Origin of the sequence: Streptomyces roseicoloratus (assembly GCF_004117935.1) — a bacterium.
Taxonomy (GTDB): Bacteria; Actinomycetota; Actinomycetes; order Streptomycetales; family Streptomycetaceae; genus Streptomyces; species Streptomyces roseicoloratus.
On the sequence record NZ_SDOY01000093.1, the window covers coordinates 1 to 16,316 of the forward strand.

The window sequence follows — 16,316 nt, forward strand, 5'->3', positions numbered from 1 at the left end:
GGGCTCCCGGCCGTGGCGGCGACGCGGGGCTCCCGGCCCCGGCGTCCGCCGCCCGGCGCGGTCGGGGGCGGGCGCCCGGCCGAAATCCCGTGGCCGGGGCCCGGGTTGTGTGACAGGGTGCGGACGCATCGCGATCCTTCCCGCCCCGCACCCCCGGAGACCGTCCCATGGCGACGCCGCCCCGCCTCGTACCCCTGCTCCAGCAGTTCGACTTCGCGCGCGAGCGGCTGGTCGACCGGCTCAACGGGCCGGTCATGGACAGCGGCAACGGGACGGACGTCGCGGTCGGGCCCGTCACGGACGACGAGTACCTGTGGGAGCCGGTGCCGGGCTGCTGGTCGGTCCGGCGCCGCGACGCGGGACCGGGGCCGGGCGCCACGGTCCTGGCCGGAGCGGGCGACTGGGGACGGGACACGGCTCCGCCGCCGCACCCCGAGCCGGCGCCGTTCACCACCCTGGCGTGGCGGCTGAGCCACCTCGCCGAGATGTTCACCCTGCGCACCGACCACACCGCCGGCACCCGCTCCCTGACCAGGGACGACTTCCACAGCCGCGGGGACGCGGCCTCGGCCGTCGCGGACTTCGACGAGGCCATGGCCTCCTGGCGCGAGATGCTGCTCTCCCTGACCGACGAGGAGCTGGACACGGTCGGCTTCAGCAGCTACCCGCACGGCAGCGACCCCGAGGACCCGTTCGTCGAGACCGTCTGGTGGATGAACCAGGAGCTGCTTCACCACGGCGCGGAGATCGCCCTGCTCAGGGACCTGTACCGGGCACGGGCCGGCGGGCGCTGAGCCTGTGCGGTGACGCTCCCGCGTGGGACGATGGGAAGGATCCTTCCCCCTCCGCCAGGAAGGGATCGTTCCTCCCCTCCACCCAGGAGGCGACATGTCCAGGATCGACACCACCGTCGACATCGCACGCCCGCCCGAAGAGGTCTTCGCCTACATCACGGACCCCTCCCACCTGCCGGACTGGCAGGAGAGCGCGGTCCGGGTGCGGCGCATGAGCGGCACCCCCGACGCCGCGAGCCAGAAGTTCACGGTGACCCGGCACATGGGGCGCCGTGACTTCGACTCGAACGTGGAGCTCACCCTCGATCCCGCGCACCGCCGCTGGCAGGTCCACGGCACGGACGGCCCCGTCAGGCCCGACCTCGAAGGGTCCGTCGAGTCGCTCGACGACGGCAGGCGCTCGCGGGTGTCGCTCTCCCTCGACTTCGAGGGCCACGGCATCGGCAGGGCGCTCGTGCCCCTCGTCGTCAAGCCCCACGTCCGCAAGGAGATGCCGCGGGACGAACAGCACCTGAAGGAGATCCTGGAGCGCGGCGCCCCGGCCTGACCGCACGCGACCGTACGCGAGCCCCGGCACGCGCCGCGCCCGTACGGGAGCCGGAGGGAATCCGCGCACCGCGACCGCATCCGCGCACCGCGACCGTACGCGAGCCCCCGGAGGGCCTCGTACGGCCGGCGGTCATGTCCTCGTCGTCCTGGCGAGCAGGATGGCCACGTCGTCCTGGGCCGGGCCCTCGGGAAGCCCCGCCAGCAGTTCGTCGCACAGGGCGTCCAGCGGGCGGTCCATGGCCCGCAGGGCCGCGGCGACCCGGGCCATGCCCTGGTCGATGTCCTGGTCGCGGGCCTCGATCAGGCCGTCCGTGTACAGCACGAGGAGCCCGCCCGCCGGGACCGCGACCTCCTCGGTGCCGAACGCGTGCGCGCCGGTGCCCAGGGGCGTGCCCGGCGGTCCGTCCAGGAAGGTGACGGTGCCGTCCGGGGTGACCACGGCCGGCGGCGGGTGCCCGGCGCGGGCGATGGTCCAGCCCGCTCCGGCCGGGTCGTACACGGCGTACACGCAGGTGGCCATCTCGTCCTCGCCGAGGTCGGCGACGACGGCGTCGAGCGAGCGGAGCATCCGGGCCGGCGGGATGTCGTCGCGGGCCAGGGTGCGGACGGCGGTGCGCAGCTGTCCCATGACGGCCGCCGCGTGGATGCCGTGGCCCATGACGTCGCCGATGACGAGGCCGCTGCGGCCGCCGGGCAGGGCGACCACGTCGTACCAGTCGCCGCCGACGTCGTGGTCGCTGGCCGGGAGGTAGCGGCCGGTGAGTTCCAGGCCGGGGACGTCCGGCAGGGCGTTGTTGGTGAGGCTGCGCTGGAGGGTGAGGGCGGCCTGCCGCTGGGTGGTGTAGAGCCGGGCGTTGTCGATGTTGGTGGCGGCCCGCGCCACCACCTCGTCCATGAGCACCCGGTCCTCCTCGTCGAAGGGGTCGCGGCTGCGCAGCCGGGTGACCGAGACGGTGCCGAGGACCTTGCCGCGGGCCACGAGCGGGATCAGCCGGGCGGCGCCGATGCGGGTGGTGAGATAGCGGCGCAGGGCTTCGAGGCGCGGGTCCTTGATGAGGGCGGGCACGTCGTCGATGTACAGGTCCATGGCCCGGGCGTCGGTGATGACCTCCTCGTAGACGGAGTCGAGCGGGATCTGGAAGGTCTGGCCGGGGGCGAGGAGGGCGGTCGGCGCGGTCGGGTCGGGGAAGCAGGCCGCGAGGCGGCGCAGCACGCCGCGGGTGGCGGCGGTGGACTCGTCGGGGTCGAGGACGGCCTCGAGGAGGTGGACGTCGGCGGAGTCGGCCAGCTGGGGCACGAGGAAGGAGACCACCTCCTCCGCCGTCTGCCGCAGGTCGAGGGTGGTGCCGATGCGGGCACCGGCCTCGGCGAGGAGGGCGAAGCGGTGGCGGGCGCGTTCGACCTCGATGTGGGCCTGCTGGCTCTCGGTGATGTCGATGAGCGAGGCGATGATGCCGAGCGGGCGGCCGCTGTGGTCGAGGAGCGGGGCGTAGGAGTTGGACCAGATGTGGTCGTGGTCGGGGTCGGCGGGTGTGCGGCCGGCCCGCCGGGCGTCCACGACGGCGGTGCCGGTGTCGAGGACCCGCTGCATGAGGGCTTCGAGGGAGCCGGCGTTGATGCCGGGGACGACCTCGGTGAGCCGGCGGCCGAGGTGCTCGGCGGGCGGGACGCCGTTCATCCGGGCGAGGGCGTCGTTGACGCGCAGGAAGCGCAGGTCCGGGCCGAGCGTGGCGAGGCCGATGGGCGACTGGGTGAAGAGCGATTCGAGCGCGGCCAGGTTGTCGCGCATCCGCAGGACCTGGGAGGTCTCGAAGGCGATGAGCATGGCGCCGGGCCGGCCCGCCGGGTCGGCGGCGGGCACGATCCACATCTCCATGGCGACCGAGTGACCGTCGCGGTGCCGTACGGGCAGGGTGCCGACCACGGTCTCGCCGGCGTGGACCTTGCGGGTCAGCCGGTCGGCGAGCTCGCGGTTGGCGTCGGGCACCAGGAGCGGCACGGCGAGCCGCCCGACGATGTCCTCCGGGCGGTAGCCGAGCAGGTCCTGGGCGGCGAGTGACCACTCGACGACCCTGCCCTGCGCGTCCTCGCGCCACAGCGCGACGGGCAGCAGGTCGTTGAGCACGCCCGCGTAACCGACGGCCGCCCTGGGCGGCTGCGGAACCCTGCTCGGCGGCTGGTGAGTGTCCAACGCATCGACCTACGCATCGGCCGGGCCCCGGAGGGCGCAATCCGCGATTCCTATCGCATCACCCTATATGAGACATAAAGGTCGAGCGCTCCCCGGTTCCGCCGCTCGCCGCAACGGGCGCCCCTCAGGAGCCGGCGGCGGCCGCGGCGGCCTCCGCCGCCCTGGCCTCCCCCTCGGCGCGGGAGCGCTTGCCGGTGCGGACGGTCCACAGGATCAGCAGGCCCAGGGTGCCGTAGATGAGGATCGGGTTGACGACGACCATGGCGTCCACGGACAGCGCGTACGACAGGACGATGCGGGTGACGGCCTCGGCGAGGTAGGCGACGCCCCAGACGATCGTCATCCGGCGCATCACGGCGCGGAACCCCTCGATCTGCCACAGGCCGTTCCACCACGCGTGGCTCTCGGGCGTGCCGTCGGTGGCGAAGCGGCGGCTGAAGTAGAACATCAGCGGGCGGGGCGCGAAGAGGGTCACCATGCACAGGACGCCGAAGAGGCCGGTGACGGCGGAGTCCTTCACGAGCAGGGTGCGGGCCGAGTGGTCCCCGACGAGCGAGACGACGGCCGTGAGGACCAGGAAGAAGAGCGTGACGATCGCGAGCTCGTCGACCTTGCGGTGCCAGATCAGGTGGATCACCGTGTCGAGAACCGGCCAGGCGCCGCTCACGAGCAGGGCGCCGAACTCGCTCCAGCCGCGGTCGGTGAGGGCCCCGTAGGTGAGGATCGGGGCCACGATGGTGAAACTGACGGTGAGCGCCCAGCCGATGGCCGTGGCGGCGCCCGAGCGGGCCGGCGGACTGGGCTGTGCCGCGGTCGCGGACATGGTTCCCCCTGGTGAACGTGGTGTGGTCGGAATCGGCACGGTAGGGCGGGGGCTTCGGACGCCACAAGGCATGCGCGCACAAAATGATCTTCAAGGCGTCCGGAGGGGCTGCCTCCGCTTGCGGCGCGTGCCGCGCGGGGAAGCGCCCGCCGCCGACACCGGTGGCGTCGGCGGCGTCGCCCAGGCGCTGTGATCAGGCCGCGGGTGCGGCTCACGGACGGGGTCCGCCGGCCGCCGCGCGGGCCCCGGCGATGCGGGCCGGGTCCCAGCCGCGGCGCGGGACGGAGTCCAGCAGGAGCCGGGTGTAGGGGTGCTCGGGCGCGCCGAGGACCCGGTCGGTGGCTCCCGACTCGACGACCCGGCCGTGGCGGAGCACCACGACCTCCTCGGTGATGTGCCGGACGACGCCCAGGTCGTGGGTGACGAAGAGGTAGCCGATGCCCGCGTCGCGCCGGATCCCGGTCAGGAGTTCCAGGATCTGCGCCTGGATGGAGACGTCCAGGGCGGCCACGGCCTCGTCGAGGACGAGGACCCGTGGTTCGGCGGCCAGGGCGCGGGCGATCGCCACCCGCTGGCGCTGGCCGCCGGACAGGGCGCGGGGCAGCGCCGCGGCCTCCCGCGGGCCGAGGCCGACCTGGTCGAGCAGCTCGGCGACCCTGGCCCGGCGGGCGGCGGGGCCGAGACGGAAGTGCAGGCGCAGCACCTCGTCGACGCAGCCGCCGACCGTGATCCGCGGGTCGAGCGAGAGGTAGGGGTCCTGGAAGACCATCTGGATCTCGCGGGCCCGCGCGAGCCGTTCGGCCCGGCGCGGACCGCCGCGGCGGGTGCCGGCGGAGCGGTCCCGGCCGTCGAGGGTGACGGAGCCGGCGTCGGCGCGTTCGAGGCCGACGAGCATGCGGACGGTGGTGGTCTTGCCGCTGCCCGACTCGCCGACGATGCCGAGCGACGAGCCGGGCGCGAGGGTGAACGACACGTCGTCGACGGCGACGTGGTCCCCGTACGCCTTGCGCAGTCCGCGCACCGCCAGGCCGGAGGTCTCGGTCACGGCAGGATCCCTTCGTCGGCGCGGTGGCAGGCGGCGAGCCCGGCGCCGTGCGCGGTGAGCGCGGGCACCTCCTGGGTGCAGCGCGGCTGGGCGTACGGACAGCGGGCGGCGAAGGCGCAGCCCGGCGGGGCCTCGGCGACGGAGACCGGGCGTCCCGCGATGGGGCGGGGCGCGGGCGCCCCGGGGTCGAGGCGCGGGGTGCAGGAGAGCAGTCCGGCGGTGTAGGGGTGGCGGGGCCGGTCGAAGAGTCCGGTGGTCGGGCCGGTCTCGACGATGCGGCCGGCGTACATGACGTACACCCGGTCGCAGATGGCCGCCGCGAGTTCGAGGTCGTGGGTGACGAAGAGCAGTCCGGTGCCGCGTTCGGCCTGGAGGCGGGTGAGGATCGCGATGATCTCGGCCTGGGTGGTGACGTCGAGCGCGGTGGTGGGCTCGTCGGCGACGACGAGGGCCGGGTCGCCGGCGAGGGCGGCGGCGATGACGACGCGCTGGAGCATGCCGCCGGAGAACTCGTGCGGGCGGCGGCGGAGCGCGCCGCGCGGGTCGCGGATGCCGACGGCCCCGAGCAGTTCCACGGCGCGCGCGGTGGCCCGGGCGGCGGGGACTCCGGTGGCCCGCAGGCCCTCGGTGAGGAAGTCGCCGACGCGGCGCAGCGGGTTGACGGAGGCGCGCGGGTCCTGGAAGACCATGGCGACCTCGCCGGCGCGGGTGGCGGCGAGGTCGGCGCGGCCCATGGTGAGCACGTCGCGTCCGGCGACCCGTACCTGGCCCGAGGTGCGGGCGCGGGCGGGCAGCAGGCCGAGGACGCTGCGGCAGGCGACGGACTTGCCGGAGCCGGACTCGCCGACGAGACCGACGGTCTCGCCGGGTGCGACGGTCAGGGAGACCCCGTCGAGCAGGGGCCTGGCCGCCCGGTCGTCGGGGAGCCGGAGGGTGAGCCGGTCGATCTCCAGGACGGGCGCGTCGGCGGTGCGGCCGTGGCCGGCGGCGAGGGTGCTGCGGTCGGTCGTCATGGGGCTCACCGCTCCCGCTTCGCGATCCGGTCGGCGATTCCCTCGCCGACGATGCCGAACGCCACGACGGCGAGGACGATGCAGAAGGACGGCGCGAGCGCGGGCAGCATCGCGCCCTGCTGGATCGCCGACTGGCCTTCGTTGATCATGGCGCCCCAGTCGGCGGTCGGCGGCTGGACGCCGAAGCCGAGGAAGGAGAGGGCGGCCAGGTCCATCAGCGCGTAGCCGAAGTTCATCGCCGACTGCGCGAGGACCGTGGGCGCGATGTTGGGCAGGAGGTGGCGCAGGCAGATGGTCCGGCCGGACCAGCCCTGCACGCGGTACGACTCGATGTACGGGCGGGCCTTCTCCTGGCGGGCGACGCCGCGGACGAGACGGCCGACGTACGGGGTGTAGGCGACGGCCATGGCGACGACGGGGGCGGTCATGCCGGAGCCGGCGACGGCCACCAGCATGATGGCGAGGAGCAGTCCAGGGACGGCGAAGACGAGGTCCATGGAACGGGACAGGACCGCGTCCGCCCAGCCGCCGCGCCAGCCGGCGAGCACGCCGAGGCCAGTGCCGAGCACGGTGGAGACGGCGACGACGAGCAGCGGGCCGAGGAGGCCGGTGCGGGCGCCGTACAGCAATCGGGACAGGATGTCGCGGCCGGACTGGTCGGTGCCGAGGAGGTGGTCGCCGCCGGTGCCGACCAGACTGGCCGTGAGGTCCATGGCCTCGGGGTCGTACGGCGCGAGCAGCGGGGCAAGCGCGGCGACGAGCACGAGTGCCGCGAGGAGCAGCAGGGCCGCGGTGAACAGCGGTCCCTGACCGCCGAGGAGCCGCAGCCGGCGCAGGCCCGGGCGTCTGCGCAGCGCGGTGGCCGCCGCGGGTGGTGCGGTGAGGGTCATGAGGTGCCTTCCCCGTGGGTGAGCAGGCTGAGCCGGGGGTCGATGAGGGGCGCGAGGAGGTCGACGGCCAGGTTGACGAGCACGAAGACCGCGACGCTGAGCAGGGTGACGGCCTGGACGACGGCGAAGTCCTTGGCGGTGACGGACTGGACGAGGAGGGAGCCGAGTCCGGGGACGTCGAAGGCGGTCTCGACGATCGAGGTGGTGACGAGCAGTCCGGCGAGCATGGTGCCGCCGACGGTGACGACGGGGCCGAGGCCGTTGCGCAGCACGTGCCGGCGGACGACGGTGCGGCCGGCGACGCCGCGGGCGCGGGCCACGTCGACGTGTTCGCGGCCGAGTTCGTCGAGCATGGCGGAGCGGGTGACGCGGGCGAGCAGGCCGGCGAACGTGGTCGCGAGGGCGACGGCGGGCAGGGTCAGGTGGTGGAGCCGGTCGGCGAGGCCCTCGGGGGTGCCGCCGGGGCCGGGGAACCAGCCGAGGTTCACGGAGAACAGCGACACCAGGGCGATGGCGCTGACGAAGGAGGGCGTGGCGGTGGCGATGCCGGTGCCGATGAGGACGAGCCGGTCGACGAGGCCGGGGCGCAGGGCGGCGAGCACGCCGAGGCCGACGCCGCCGACGGCGACGAGCAGGGCCGAGTAGCCGACGAGCAGGAAGGTGCCGCCGAGCCGGGTGCCGAGCAGGGTGGCGACGTCCTGGTGGTACTGGGTGGAGCGGCCGAAGTCACCGCGCAGGGCGTCGCCGAGCCAGCCGGCGTACTGCACGGCCACGGGGTCGTCGAGGTGGTGTTCGGCCCGCAGCGCGGCCACGGTCTCGGGTGTGGCGGGCCGGCCGTGCAGCAGGAAGGTGACCGGGTTGCCGGGGGCGAGGTGGACGGTGGCGAAGACGACGAAGGAGGTGACGAGCAGGACGCCGAGGAGGCCGGCGAGCCGTCCGAGCAGGTAGCGGGTGATTCCGTTCATCGGTGCGCGGCGCCGATCGTCGCGGCCCAGGGGTAGTAGAGCTGGGCGATGCCGGTGGGAGCGCCGGTGATCCGGTTGCCGAGGAAGACGGAGTACGGCGCCTCGTAGACGGGGATGACGGGCAGTTCGCGGACGGCGATCCGCTGGAGTTCGGCGGTCAGGTCGCTGCGGGCGCCGGGGTCGGCGGCGGCGTTGGCCCGGTCGAAGGCGGCGTCGTAGACGGGATCGGACCAGTTGCCGTAGTTCCCGAAGTCGCCGGTGCGCAGGTACTGGTAGAACTCCAGCGGGTCGGGGGTGTTGTCGTAGCCGTTGGTGATCACGAGGTCGAGTCCCTTGCGGGCGTTCGGGTCGACGAAGATGCTGCTGTACGCCTCGGGGGCGACCGCCTTGAGCCGGACGTCGAGGCCGATCTGGCGGCCGGCCGCCTGGACGGCGTTGGCGACGACGCTGATCTCGGGGGCGAGGGTGCTGGTCACCAGGGTGACCTTCTTGCCCTTGGCGCCGGCCTGGTCGATCAGGTCCTTGGCGGCGGCGACGTCGTGGACGGGGTCGGGCAGTTCCTTGAAGTAGCCGTCGGTGCGTTCCGGGAGCAGGGCCCAGGCGCCCCGGGCGGTGGGGGCCTTGGCGGGGACGCCGACGCCGCCGGCGGCGGCCTTGACGATGTTCTCGCGGTCCAGCGCCATGGACAGCGCCTTGCGGACCCGCAGGTCGCCGAGGGTGCCCTTGAAGTCGAGGACGGCGAGGTTGGCGGCGGCGGTGTTGGGACCGAAGTACAGCGTGCCCTTGCCGCTCGCCTTCAGCTGGGCGAGCGAGGACGAGGGGACCATGTAGCCGCCGTCGGCGGTGCCGGAGAGGAAGGTGTTGGTGCGGGCGGCGGGGTCCTCGACGAAGGTGAAGCGGACGGTGTCGGTCTTGGGCGTGAGCTTCTCGTCCCAGTAGCCGGGGTGCTTCCTGAGGGTGATGGACTCGCCCTGCTGCCAGGTGTCGAGGGCGTACGGGCCGGTGCAGTTGACCTTGCCGCCGGGGACGCCGTAGTCCTTGCCGGCCTTGGCGAGGAAGGCGGCGCTCTCGACGGTGCCGGGCGAGGCGGCCATGAGCTCGTTCAGCAGGACGTCGGGCTTGGTGAGCCGGAGGGTGACCTCCAGGGGGCCGGTCTTCTCGATCGCCTTGACGTTCTTGAAGGCGGAGCCCCAGGGCGAGCCGGTGGCGGGGTCCGTCTGGCGCTTGAGGGAGGCGACGACGTCGTCGGCGGTCATCACGGTGCCGTCGTGGAAGGTGACGCCGGAGCGCAGGGTGTAGACCCACACGTCGGGCTGGGGGTTCTCCCACTTCACGGCGAGCCCGGGCTCGATCCTCAGGTCGGGCGTGACCCGCAGGAGCTGCTCGCAGACGTTCGCGAGGACGGTGTTGGGCGGGTAGTCGAAGGCCTGGGCGTAGTCGAGGGTGTACGGCTCGGCGTAGAGCGACCAGGTGAAGGAGGACAGCGTGCCCTTGGCCGCCGGGCTCAGCGGGGTGACGGTGTAGCTGCCGGCGTCGCCCGCGGGCCGGGTGGCGCCGGAGCAGGCGGTGGCGAGGGCGGCGGTACAGGCGACGGCGGCGAGGAGTCTGGGCGTGCGCAAGGAGACCCACCCCTTTACGGGTGTAGTGACGGGGGATGGTGGGGGGAGGAATGGAGGCGAGTATTGATGCGGGAACGTTCCCGCACAAGACTCTGCGGGAACGGTTTTGCAAAGGTCGGAGCGATGGCACCATCGGACCGTGACCACACCTGAACGGCATGCCGGACAGAGCCGTGTCCGGGCGGCGGCGCCGCGGGTACGGCTCGTGGACGTGGCCCGCGAGGCGGGCCTCTCGAAGACGACCGTGTCGGCGGCGCTGAACGGCACGGGGCGGCTCTCCCCCGCCGTACGGCAGAAGGCGGTCGAGACCGCGCGCCGCATGGGCTACCGGCCCAACGCCACCGCACGCCAGCTGCGCGCCGGACGGGCCCGGCTGATCGGCTACGTGGTCGGCGAGTTCGCCGGCGAGCCCTGGGCGTACCTCGACTCGCCCTACTTCGCGCGGCTCACCGGCGCGACGTCCGCCGCCGCGCTGCGGCACGGGTACGCCCTGGTGATGCTGCCCGCGGGAACGCTGCAGCGGGAGTGGGCGGACCTGCCCCTGGAGGCGGTGATCGTCGCCGACCCGGTCCAGGACGACCCGCTGGTGGAGGACCTGCTGGCGGCCCGGATCCCGGTCTTCAGCGACGCGTCGGTCGCGGGCCGGACCGGCGCGCACTGGGTCGACATCGACACCGACGCGGCGGTACGGGAGTCACTGGACCACCTGCGCGCCGGCGGCGCGCGGCGGCCCGCGCTCGTCCTCCCGGACAGCACGACCCGCTTCCACCGCGAGACCCTCGCGGCGTACCGCGCCTGGTGCGCACGGCACGGCACACCGGAACGGGTCACCCTGGTCCCGACGCCCGGGAACGGCCCGGTGGTCCGGGCCGTCGAACAGGCCCTGACCGCCGACCCGCGCCCGGACGGCCTCTTCGTCGTCGCCGAGGCGAGTCCGCCCCTCGTGATGGACGCGGCACGCCGCCTCGGCCTGGCCGTCCCCGCGGACGTACGGGTGATCTGCGTCAGCGAGGACGAATCCGCCGCCCACGCCGACCCGCCGGTCAGCACCCTGAGCCTCCGCCCCGCGGACGTGGCCGAGGAGGGCATGTCCCTGCTGGTCTCCGCCCTGGAGGCCGACGGCGACACCCCTCAGGGCGTCCTGCTGACGGCCCGACTCCGGGCACGGAAGTCGTCGATGCATCGGAACTGACCTCCGGATCACGGGGTACGGAAACGGGAAGACCACAACGGGCCCGAGGCCGGCGGAGTGCTCAGCGCGCGTACACCCGCGCGCCGCCCACGAACGTCTGCTCCACCCGCGCCGCCCCGATCTCCTCCGCCGGCCCCGTGAGGATGTCCCGGTCCAGCACCACCAGGTCCGCCAGATGCCCCGCCCGCAGACTCCCCGCGTCGTCGTGCCCGTTCACGTGGGCCGAGCCCGCGGTGTAGGCGGCCAGGGCCGTCGTCAGGTCGAGCCGCTGCTCGGGCAGGAACACCGGCCCGTCGCCCGCCCGACCCGGCTCGACCCGGTTGACGGCGACGTGCAGTCCGGCGAGCGGGTCGGGGCTGCTGACCGGCCAGTCGCTGCCGGCCACCAGCGTCGCCCCGGCCCGTACGAGGTCGCCGAACGGGTACTGCCAGGCGGCGCGTTCGGGGCCGAGGAACGGGATGGTCAGTTCGTCCATCTGCGGTTCGTGCGCGGCCCACAGCGGCTGGATGTTGGCGAGCGCGCCGAGCCGGGCGAAGCGGACGAGGTCGTCGGGGTGCACGACCTGGAGGTGGGCCAGGTGGTGGCGGTTGCCGCGGCGGCCGTTGGCGGCGACGGCCGCCTCGATCGCGTCCAGGGCCTCCCGCACGGCACGGTCGCCGAGCGCGTGGAAGTGGACCTGGAAGTCGAGGGCGTCGAGCGCGGTGACGTGGCCGCGCAGCGCCTCGGGGTCGACGAAGCTCATCCCGGTGTTGGCCGTGGGGCAGCCGCAGCCGTCGAGGTAGGGGCTGGTCAGGGCGGCGGTGAAGTTCTCGGCGATGCCGTCCTGCATGATCTTGACGGATCCGGCGCGGAACCGGCCGCGGCTCAGCTTCTCCCTCTGCGCGACGAGTTCGGGAATCTGCTCGGCGCCCCGGAGCCGGTCCCACCACAGGGCGCCGGTGACGCGGGCGGTGAGGGTCCCGTCCTGGGCTGTGGCGACGTAGGCGTCGGACGGGTCGGGCTTGCCGCTGAACTCGCCGAGCAGGGCGTCCTGCCAGCCCGTGACGCCGAGGGAGTGCAGCAGGGCCTGGGCGCGGAGCAGGCCCGCGATCCGGTCGGCCGTGGTGCTCGGCGGGATCAGCCGGGAGACCAGGGCGGAGGCGCCTTCCTGGAGGACGCCGGTGGGGACGCCGTCCGCGTCGCGCTCGATGCGGCCGTCGACGGGGTCGGGGGTGCCGGCGGTGATCCCGGCGAGTTCCAGGGCGCGGGAGTTGACCCAGGAGCCGTGGTGGTCGCGGTTGACCAGGCAGACGGGCCGGTCGGGAACGAGGGAGTCGAGCAACTGCCGGGTGGGCAGGCCGCCTTCGAAGCTCTCCAGGGACCAGCCGCCGCCGGTGATCCACTCGTGGTCGGGGTGGGCGGCGGCGAACTCGGCGATGATCGCGCGGTATTCGTCGACGCCCGTCGTGCCGCTGAGGTCGCACTCGGCGAGTTCCACGCCGCCGTACACCGCGTGGATGTGCGCGTCCTGGAAGCCGGGGATCAGCAACTTCCCGTGCAGGTCGACGACTTCGGTACGGGGCCCGATGAGTTCGCGCACCTCGTCGTGCCCGACGGCGGTGATCCGGTCACCGGTCACGGCGAGGGAGCCGGCCCGGGTGCGGGCCGGGTCGCCGGTGAAGACGGGGCCTCCGGTGAAGACCAGGTCGGCCGTGCTCATCTGCGTACTCCTGGAAGGTGAGGGGGCCCGGCGCGGGCGGCCGGTTCGGGATGCGTCATGCAACCGCCGCCGTCACCCGAAGGTCAAGGGTGTTGTCATAAGGACCGCGGCGATAGGGTTCCGGCCCATGGCAGAACGAGTGGTTCCGGAGCACCGGCGGCAGCGCCGCCGCCCCACCAAGAACGGCACCGTGCTCTCCGAACGGATGATCGTGGAGACCGCCCTGCGCCTGGTCGCCCAGCACGGGGCCGACGCACTGTCCGTACGGCGCCTGGGTGCGGCCCTGGGCGCGGATCCCAGCGCGGTCTACCGCTACTTCCGCAACACCGACGCCCTGCTCCTCGCGCTCGCCGACGAGATGGTGGGGCGGGCGCAGGCCGGCTGGCGGGCCACCGGCGACTGGCGGACGGACCTGCGGGAGATCGCGCTGCGCATCCATGCCGCGTACCTGGCGAACCCGCAGGTGGCGGCGCTCGCGGCGCACCGCACGACCGGCCGTGAGCACGAGACGCGGGCCGTCGAGTCGATCCTCGGGGTGCTGCGCGAGGCGGGGTTCCCGGACGCGGAGGCGGTGCGGATCTACCACGCGTTCGTGGACCAGGCGCTGGCCTTCGCCGCCCTGGACGCCGCCGCCCTCGCGCTGCCCGAACCGGCGCGGGCGGCGGACGAGCGGGTGTGGCACGCGGCGTACGGGAAGCTCTCGGCGGACACCCATCCGCATGTCGCGGCGACGTACCCGCTGCTCGCGGCGGACATGCGGGACAGCGGCCACCCGTTCGCGCTGGAACTGCTGCTGGACGCGGTGGGCGCGCGACTGGCGGCCCACACGCGGGGCTGAGGAGCGCGGGCGTGCGCGATCGTCCTCGACCGCGCACGCCCGCACGCCCGTACGCCGCCGGGCCGAGGCGCGGGCACCTACGGGTGGGCGCCTCGCGTGCGGCCCGTCGGGCTCGGGACCGTCCTCAGATTCCCGGGATCTCCCGGGCCCGGAAGGCCTCGCGGACCGCGTCGGCCTCGTCCTGGCCGTACATGGCGCGGGCGGTGGCGATCGTCTTCGCCGCGGCGTCCGCGAAGGAGGTGTCGGGGGCGAAGCCGAACTGGGCGTTCACGATGATCCGGTCGGCGGTCCTGGCGCCGAGCGCACGGCGGATGTCCCACAGCGCCCGGGACCAGATCTCGCCGTCGGCGTGCACCTCGCCGGTCCGGTCGGCGTAGGTCTTGTCGCCGTCGACCGTGCGCAGGCAGTGCGGGGCCGCGCTGTACGCGACGGAGTCCCAGTCGGCCACGCAGGCGGGGTTCGCCTTCACCGGCCAGCCGTGGCGGGCGGCGGCCGCGCTGCCGACCTCGACGGCCAGGTAGTCGCCGAAGGCCTCGCCGATCGCCCCGGCCTCGGCCGAGGTGCCGAAGCCGGGGACCTGGGCCTCGTGCACGGCGTGCCCGTACTCGTGCACGATCACCTCGGCGTCCTCGGCGTCGTCGACGCCGCCCTTGCCGAAGCGGATCTCGTCCTTCTTGTCGGTGAAGAAGGAGTTGTCCGCGCCCCACTGGTTGATGCGGACGGGCTGGGCGCGGTCGTTGGCGCCCCGCAGCTCGGTGCCGAAGCCGAGGTCCTGCAGGTACTCCTGGGCCTCGTTGACCCAGAAGTACGCCATGACCTGTTCGAACCGGTCGTCGTGCCGGTCGTACGAGCCGGCGTCGGCGGCCTTCGCCGCGGGGCCCGTCTCGGAGCGGACGTACGCCCAGCGGCCGGAGAGCCCGCCGCTGCCGTCGAGCCCGCGGAGTTCCACGGTGGTGTACGCGGAGCCGGGCACCGCGGAGGCGGCGTCCTTGGCGTCGGTGAGCGACTGGTCGCCCGTGGACTGCACGGGGTTGACCATGAAGACACGGGCCTGGGGCCCGGCGGCGGGGGCGGACCCCGAGGCCGCGGCCGAGCCTGCCGGAGCGATCAGCGCCACGGTGGCGGTGGCCGCGGCGATCAGGCCGCGGGATGTGCGGCGAGCCATCAACGTCCTCCCGGTGGGGGATGCGAGGTGGTGAGGGGGTGGCGTGGTGCGGGCGTGATCATCGCGCAGGACGGGGCCTCGCGTCGAGAGCCCGTTCGAAGAAGGCCGCCAGGATGCCCGTGCCGGGCGAAGGCCCCGGCGGCTCAGGGCAGCAGGGCCGGTTCGGCGTCGCGGGCCAGGGCGTGCGCGAAGTCCGGCCACCAGGCGCCGGCGGGCGGGTCGACGACGCCGTACACCGGATCGACGGGGCCGGTGGTGCCGCGGGTGCAGCTGCCGTCGGAGTCGCCGATCGTCTTCACGTACAGGTACGCGTCGACGAGGGGCAGGCCGGTGTCGGCGGTCGGGCGCGGGCCCATGCCGCGGCCGGGCGGGTTGCACCAGGTCTCGGGGTCGGCGTAGGTGCCGGCGGCCGGCTTCCAGGGGCCGCGGCCGTTGCGGCTGGTGTCGACGACGAAGTGGGCGAGTGCGGTGGTGGCGGGCTGACCGACGGTCCGGTCGTACCAGGCGTCGGTCCAGTGCCAGGTGGTCGGGTCGTCGGCGGAGACGGCGTTGCCCGGCTGTCCGTCATTGGGGGCGGCGGCGGAGTAGTACTGGTTCGCGCACCAGTCGGTGTGGCCGCGCCCCCACTCGGGGCCCTTGGTGGCGAACCAGACGCACTTGGACACCCAGGTGCCGTAGCGGGTCTCGTGGTCGGTGGGCTGGAAGTTGGACACGTTGAGCGAGAAGCCGTCGGCGCGGGCGACGCCCGCGTCGATCAGCCGCCGGGCCATGTCGCCGACGGCGCGCCACCGGCTGTTGCCGGCGTCGAGGTAGACGACGGTGCCGGGCCGCTGCTTGAGCGTGGTCACGGCGAAGCCGAGGTCGGCGAGGCGGGCGGCGGTGAGCTCGCCGCCGGGATCGGCCGGGCCCGCGCAGTCCTCGGGCAGGGCCGCGAGGCCGTCCGGCTCCAGGACCACGACGGCCGGGGCGTCCCCGACGCCTTCGGCGAAGGCGGTGATCCACTCCCGGTACGCGGCGGAGGACGCGGCGCCGCCACCGGAGTAGAGCCCGCAGTCCCGGCCGGGCACGTTGTACGCGACGAGCACCGGGACCTGCCCGGCGGCGCCGGCCCGTGCGACGAGCGCGGCGGCGTCCGCCCGGACCTGGCCGGGTGTGCCCCCGGCGAACCAGGCCGCCTGCGGGAGCTCGGCGAGCCGCGCCATGAGCGCGGCGTCGTCCGTGTCCCCGGCGGCGGCGTCCACCACCGCCTGCCGCGCCGCCCTGCTGCCGGGGTCCACGTGGAAACGGGTCGTGGGAGAGAGGGGCCCGGCGTCCGCCGTCACCGTCGCGGCTCCTGCCCGCTTCCCGGCGCCGGCGTTCGCCGCCACTGCCTGCTCCCCCGCCGCCGCGGTCTGTTCCCCTGCGCGCGCCGTCGGCGCGTTCGCCCCCGTCCAGGCGGCGCCGACGACGAGCGCCAGCGCCGCCAGAAGGGCGGCCCGTCGCCTCGGATTCCGGTGCGTCATGACTGGTCCCCCCTCGTGGCGTGATCACGTG

General features: G+C 74.2%; 14 protein-coding genes. 4 read left to right on the plus strand and 10 right to left on the minus strand.

The window, feature by feature from the left end; genetic code table 11:
* Window positions 1-167: 167 nt before the first annotated feature.
* On the plus strand, window positions 168-794 hold the full coding sequence (locus ESG85_RS09690) for a DinB family protein (RefSeq protein ID WP_128977657.1): 627 nt from the start codon (window positions 168-170) through the stop codon (window positions 792-794).
* A 94-nt stretch (window positions 795-888) separates the two neighbouring features.
* Window positions 889-1,341, plus strand: coding sequence for an SRPBCC family protein (locus tag ESG85_RS09695; protein WP_128977658.1), 453 nt, complete (start codon window positions 889-891; stop codon window positions 1,339-1,341).
* Window positions 1,342-1,473: 132 nt separating this feature from the next.
* On the opposite strand, the gene ESG85_RS09700 is transcribed toward ESG85_RS09695, so the two are convergent.
* The 7 genes from ESG85_RS09700 to ESG85_RS09730 all read right to left on the minus strand — a co-directional run bounded on the left by ESG85_RS09700 (window position 1,474) and on the right by ESG85_RS09730 (window position 9,889).
* Complete coding sequence (locus tag ESG85_RS09700; RefSeq protein ID WP_128977659.1) at window positions 1,474-3,534, minus strand: SpoIIE family protein phosphatase; 2,061 nt, start codon at window positions 3,532-3,534, stop codon at window positions 1,474-1,476.
* A gap of 124 nt (window positions 3,535-3,658) precedes the next feature.
* Complete coding sequence (locus ESG85_RS09705; RefSeq protein ID WP_128977660.1) at window positions 3,659-4,357, minus strand: VC0807 family protein; 699 nt, start codon at window positions 4,355-4,357, stop codon at window positions 3,659-3,661.
* A 211-nt stretch (window positions 4,358-4,568) separates the two neighbouring features.
* Window positions 4,569-5,402, minus strand: a complete 834-nt coding sequence (locus ESG85_RS09710; RefSeq protein ID WP_219825171.1) for an ABC transporter ATP-binding protein — start codon at window positions 5,400-5,402, stop codon at window positions 4,569-4,571.
* Window positions 5,399-6,415: an ABC transporter ATP-binding protein gene (locus ESG85_RS09715; RefSeq protein WP_128977662.1), complete on the minus strand. Its 1,017-nt coding sequence runs from the start codon at window positions 6,413-6,415 to the stop codon at window positions 5,399-5,401. The genes ESG85_RS09710 and ESG85_RS09715 overlap by 4 nt, the downstream gene beginning before the upstream one ends.
* Window positions 6,416-6,420: 5 nt before the next feature.
* Window positions 6,421-7,305 (minus strand): ABC transporter permease, encoded by an 885-nt coding sequence (locus ESG85_RS09720; protein ID WP_128977663.1) that lies wholly within the window; start codon window positions 7,303-7,305, stop codon window positions 6,421-6,423.
* Window positions 7,302-8,261, minus strand: a complete 960-nt coding sequence (locus ESG85_RS09725; protein ID WP_128977695.1) for an ABC transporter permease — start codon at window positions 8,259-8,261, stop codon at window positions 7,302-7,304. The genes ESG85_RS09720 and ESG85_RS09725 overlap by 4 nt, the downstream gene beginning before the upstream one ends.
* Before the next feature lie 5 nt (window positions 8,262-8,266).
* Complete coding sequence (locus ESG85_RS09730) at window positions 8,267-9,889, minus strand: ABC transporter substrate-binding protein (protein ID WP_128977664.1); 1,623 nt, start codon at window positions 9,887-9,889, stop codon at window positions 8,267-8,269.
* A gap of 139 nt (window positions 9,890-10,028) precedes the next feature.
* Here ESG85_RS09730 and ESG85_RS09735 point away from each other — a divergent pair, with 139 nt between their 5' ends.
* The gene (locus tag ESG85_RS09735; protein ID WP_128977665.1) at window positions 10,029-11,081 is read left to right on the plus strand and encodes a LacI family DNA-binding transcriptional regulator; all 1,053 of its coding nucleotides are present in this window, start codon (window positions 10,029-10,031) and stop codon (window positions 11,079-11,081) included.
* A gap of 61 nt (window positions 11,082-11,142) precedes the next feature.
* Here ESG85_RS09735 and ESG85_RS09740 read toward each other — a convergent pair whose 3' ends face one another.
* The gene (locus ESG85_RS09740; protein ID WP_128977666.1) at window positions 11,143-12,780 is read right to left on the minus strand and encodes an amidohydrolase; all 1,638 of its coding nucleotides are present in this window, start codon (window positions 12,778-12,780) and stop codon (window positions 11,143-11,145) included.
* Window positions 12,781-12,907: 127 nt separating this feature from the next.
* On the opposite strand from ESG85_RS09740, the gene ESG85_RS09745 reads away from it, so the two are divergent.
* A complete protein-coding gene (locus tag ESG85_RS09745) occupies window positions 12,908-13,618 on the plus strand; it encodes a TetR/AcrR family transcriptional regulator (RefSeq protein ID WP_128977667.1) in 711 nt (236 codons plus the stop codon).
* Between the two features lie 124 nt (window positions 13,619-13,742).
* Here ESG85_RS09745 and ESG85_RS09750 read toward each other — a convergent pair whose 3' ends face one another.
* Both ESG85_RS09750 and ESG85_RS09755 read right to left on the minus strand, forming a co-directional pair.
* Window positions 13,743-14,783 (minus strand): M4 family metallopeptidase, encoded by a 1,041-nt coding sequence (locus ESG85_RS09750; RefSeq protein WP_128977668.1) that lies wholly within the window; start codon window positions 14,781-14,783, stop codon window positions 13,743-13,745.
* A 143-nt stretch (window positions 14,784-14,926) separates the two neighbouring features.
* A complete protein-coding gene (locus tag ESG85_RS09755; protein WP_128977669.1) occupies window positions 14,927-16,285 on the minus strand; it encodes a glycoside hydrolase family 6 protein in 1,359 nt (452 codons plus the stop codon).
* Window positions 16,286-16,316 lie beyond the last annotated feature (31 nt).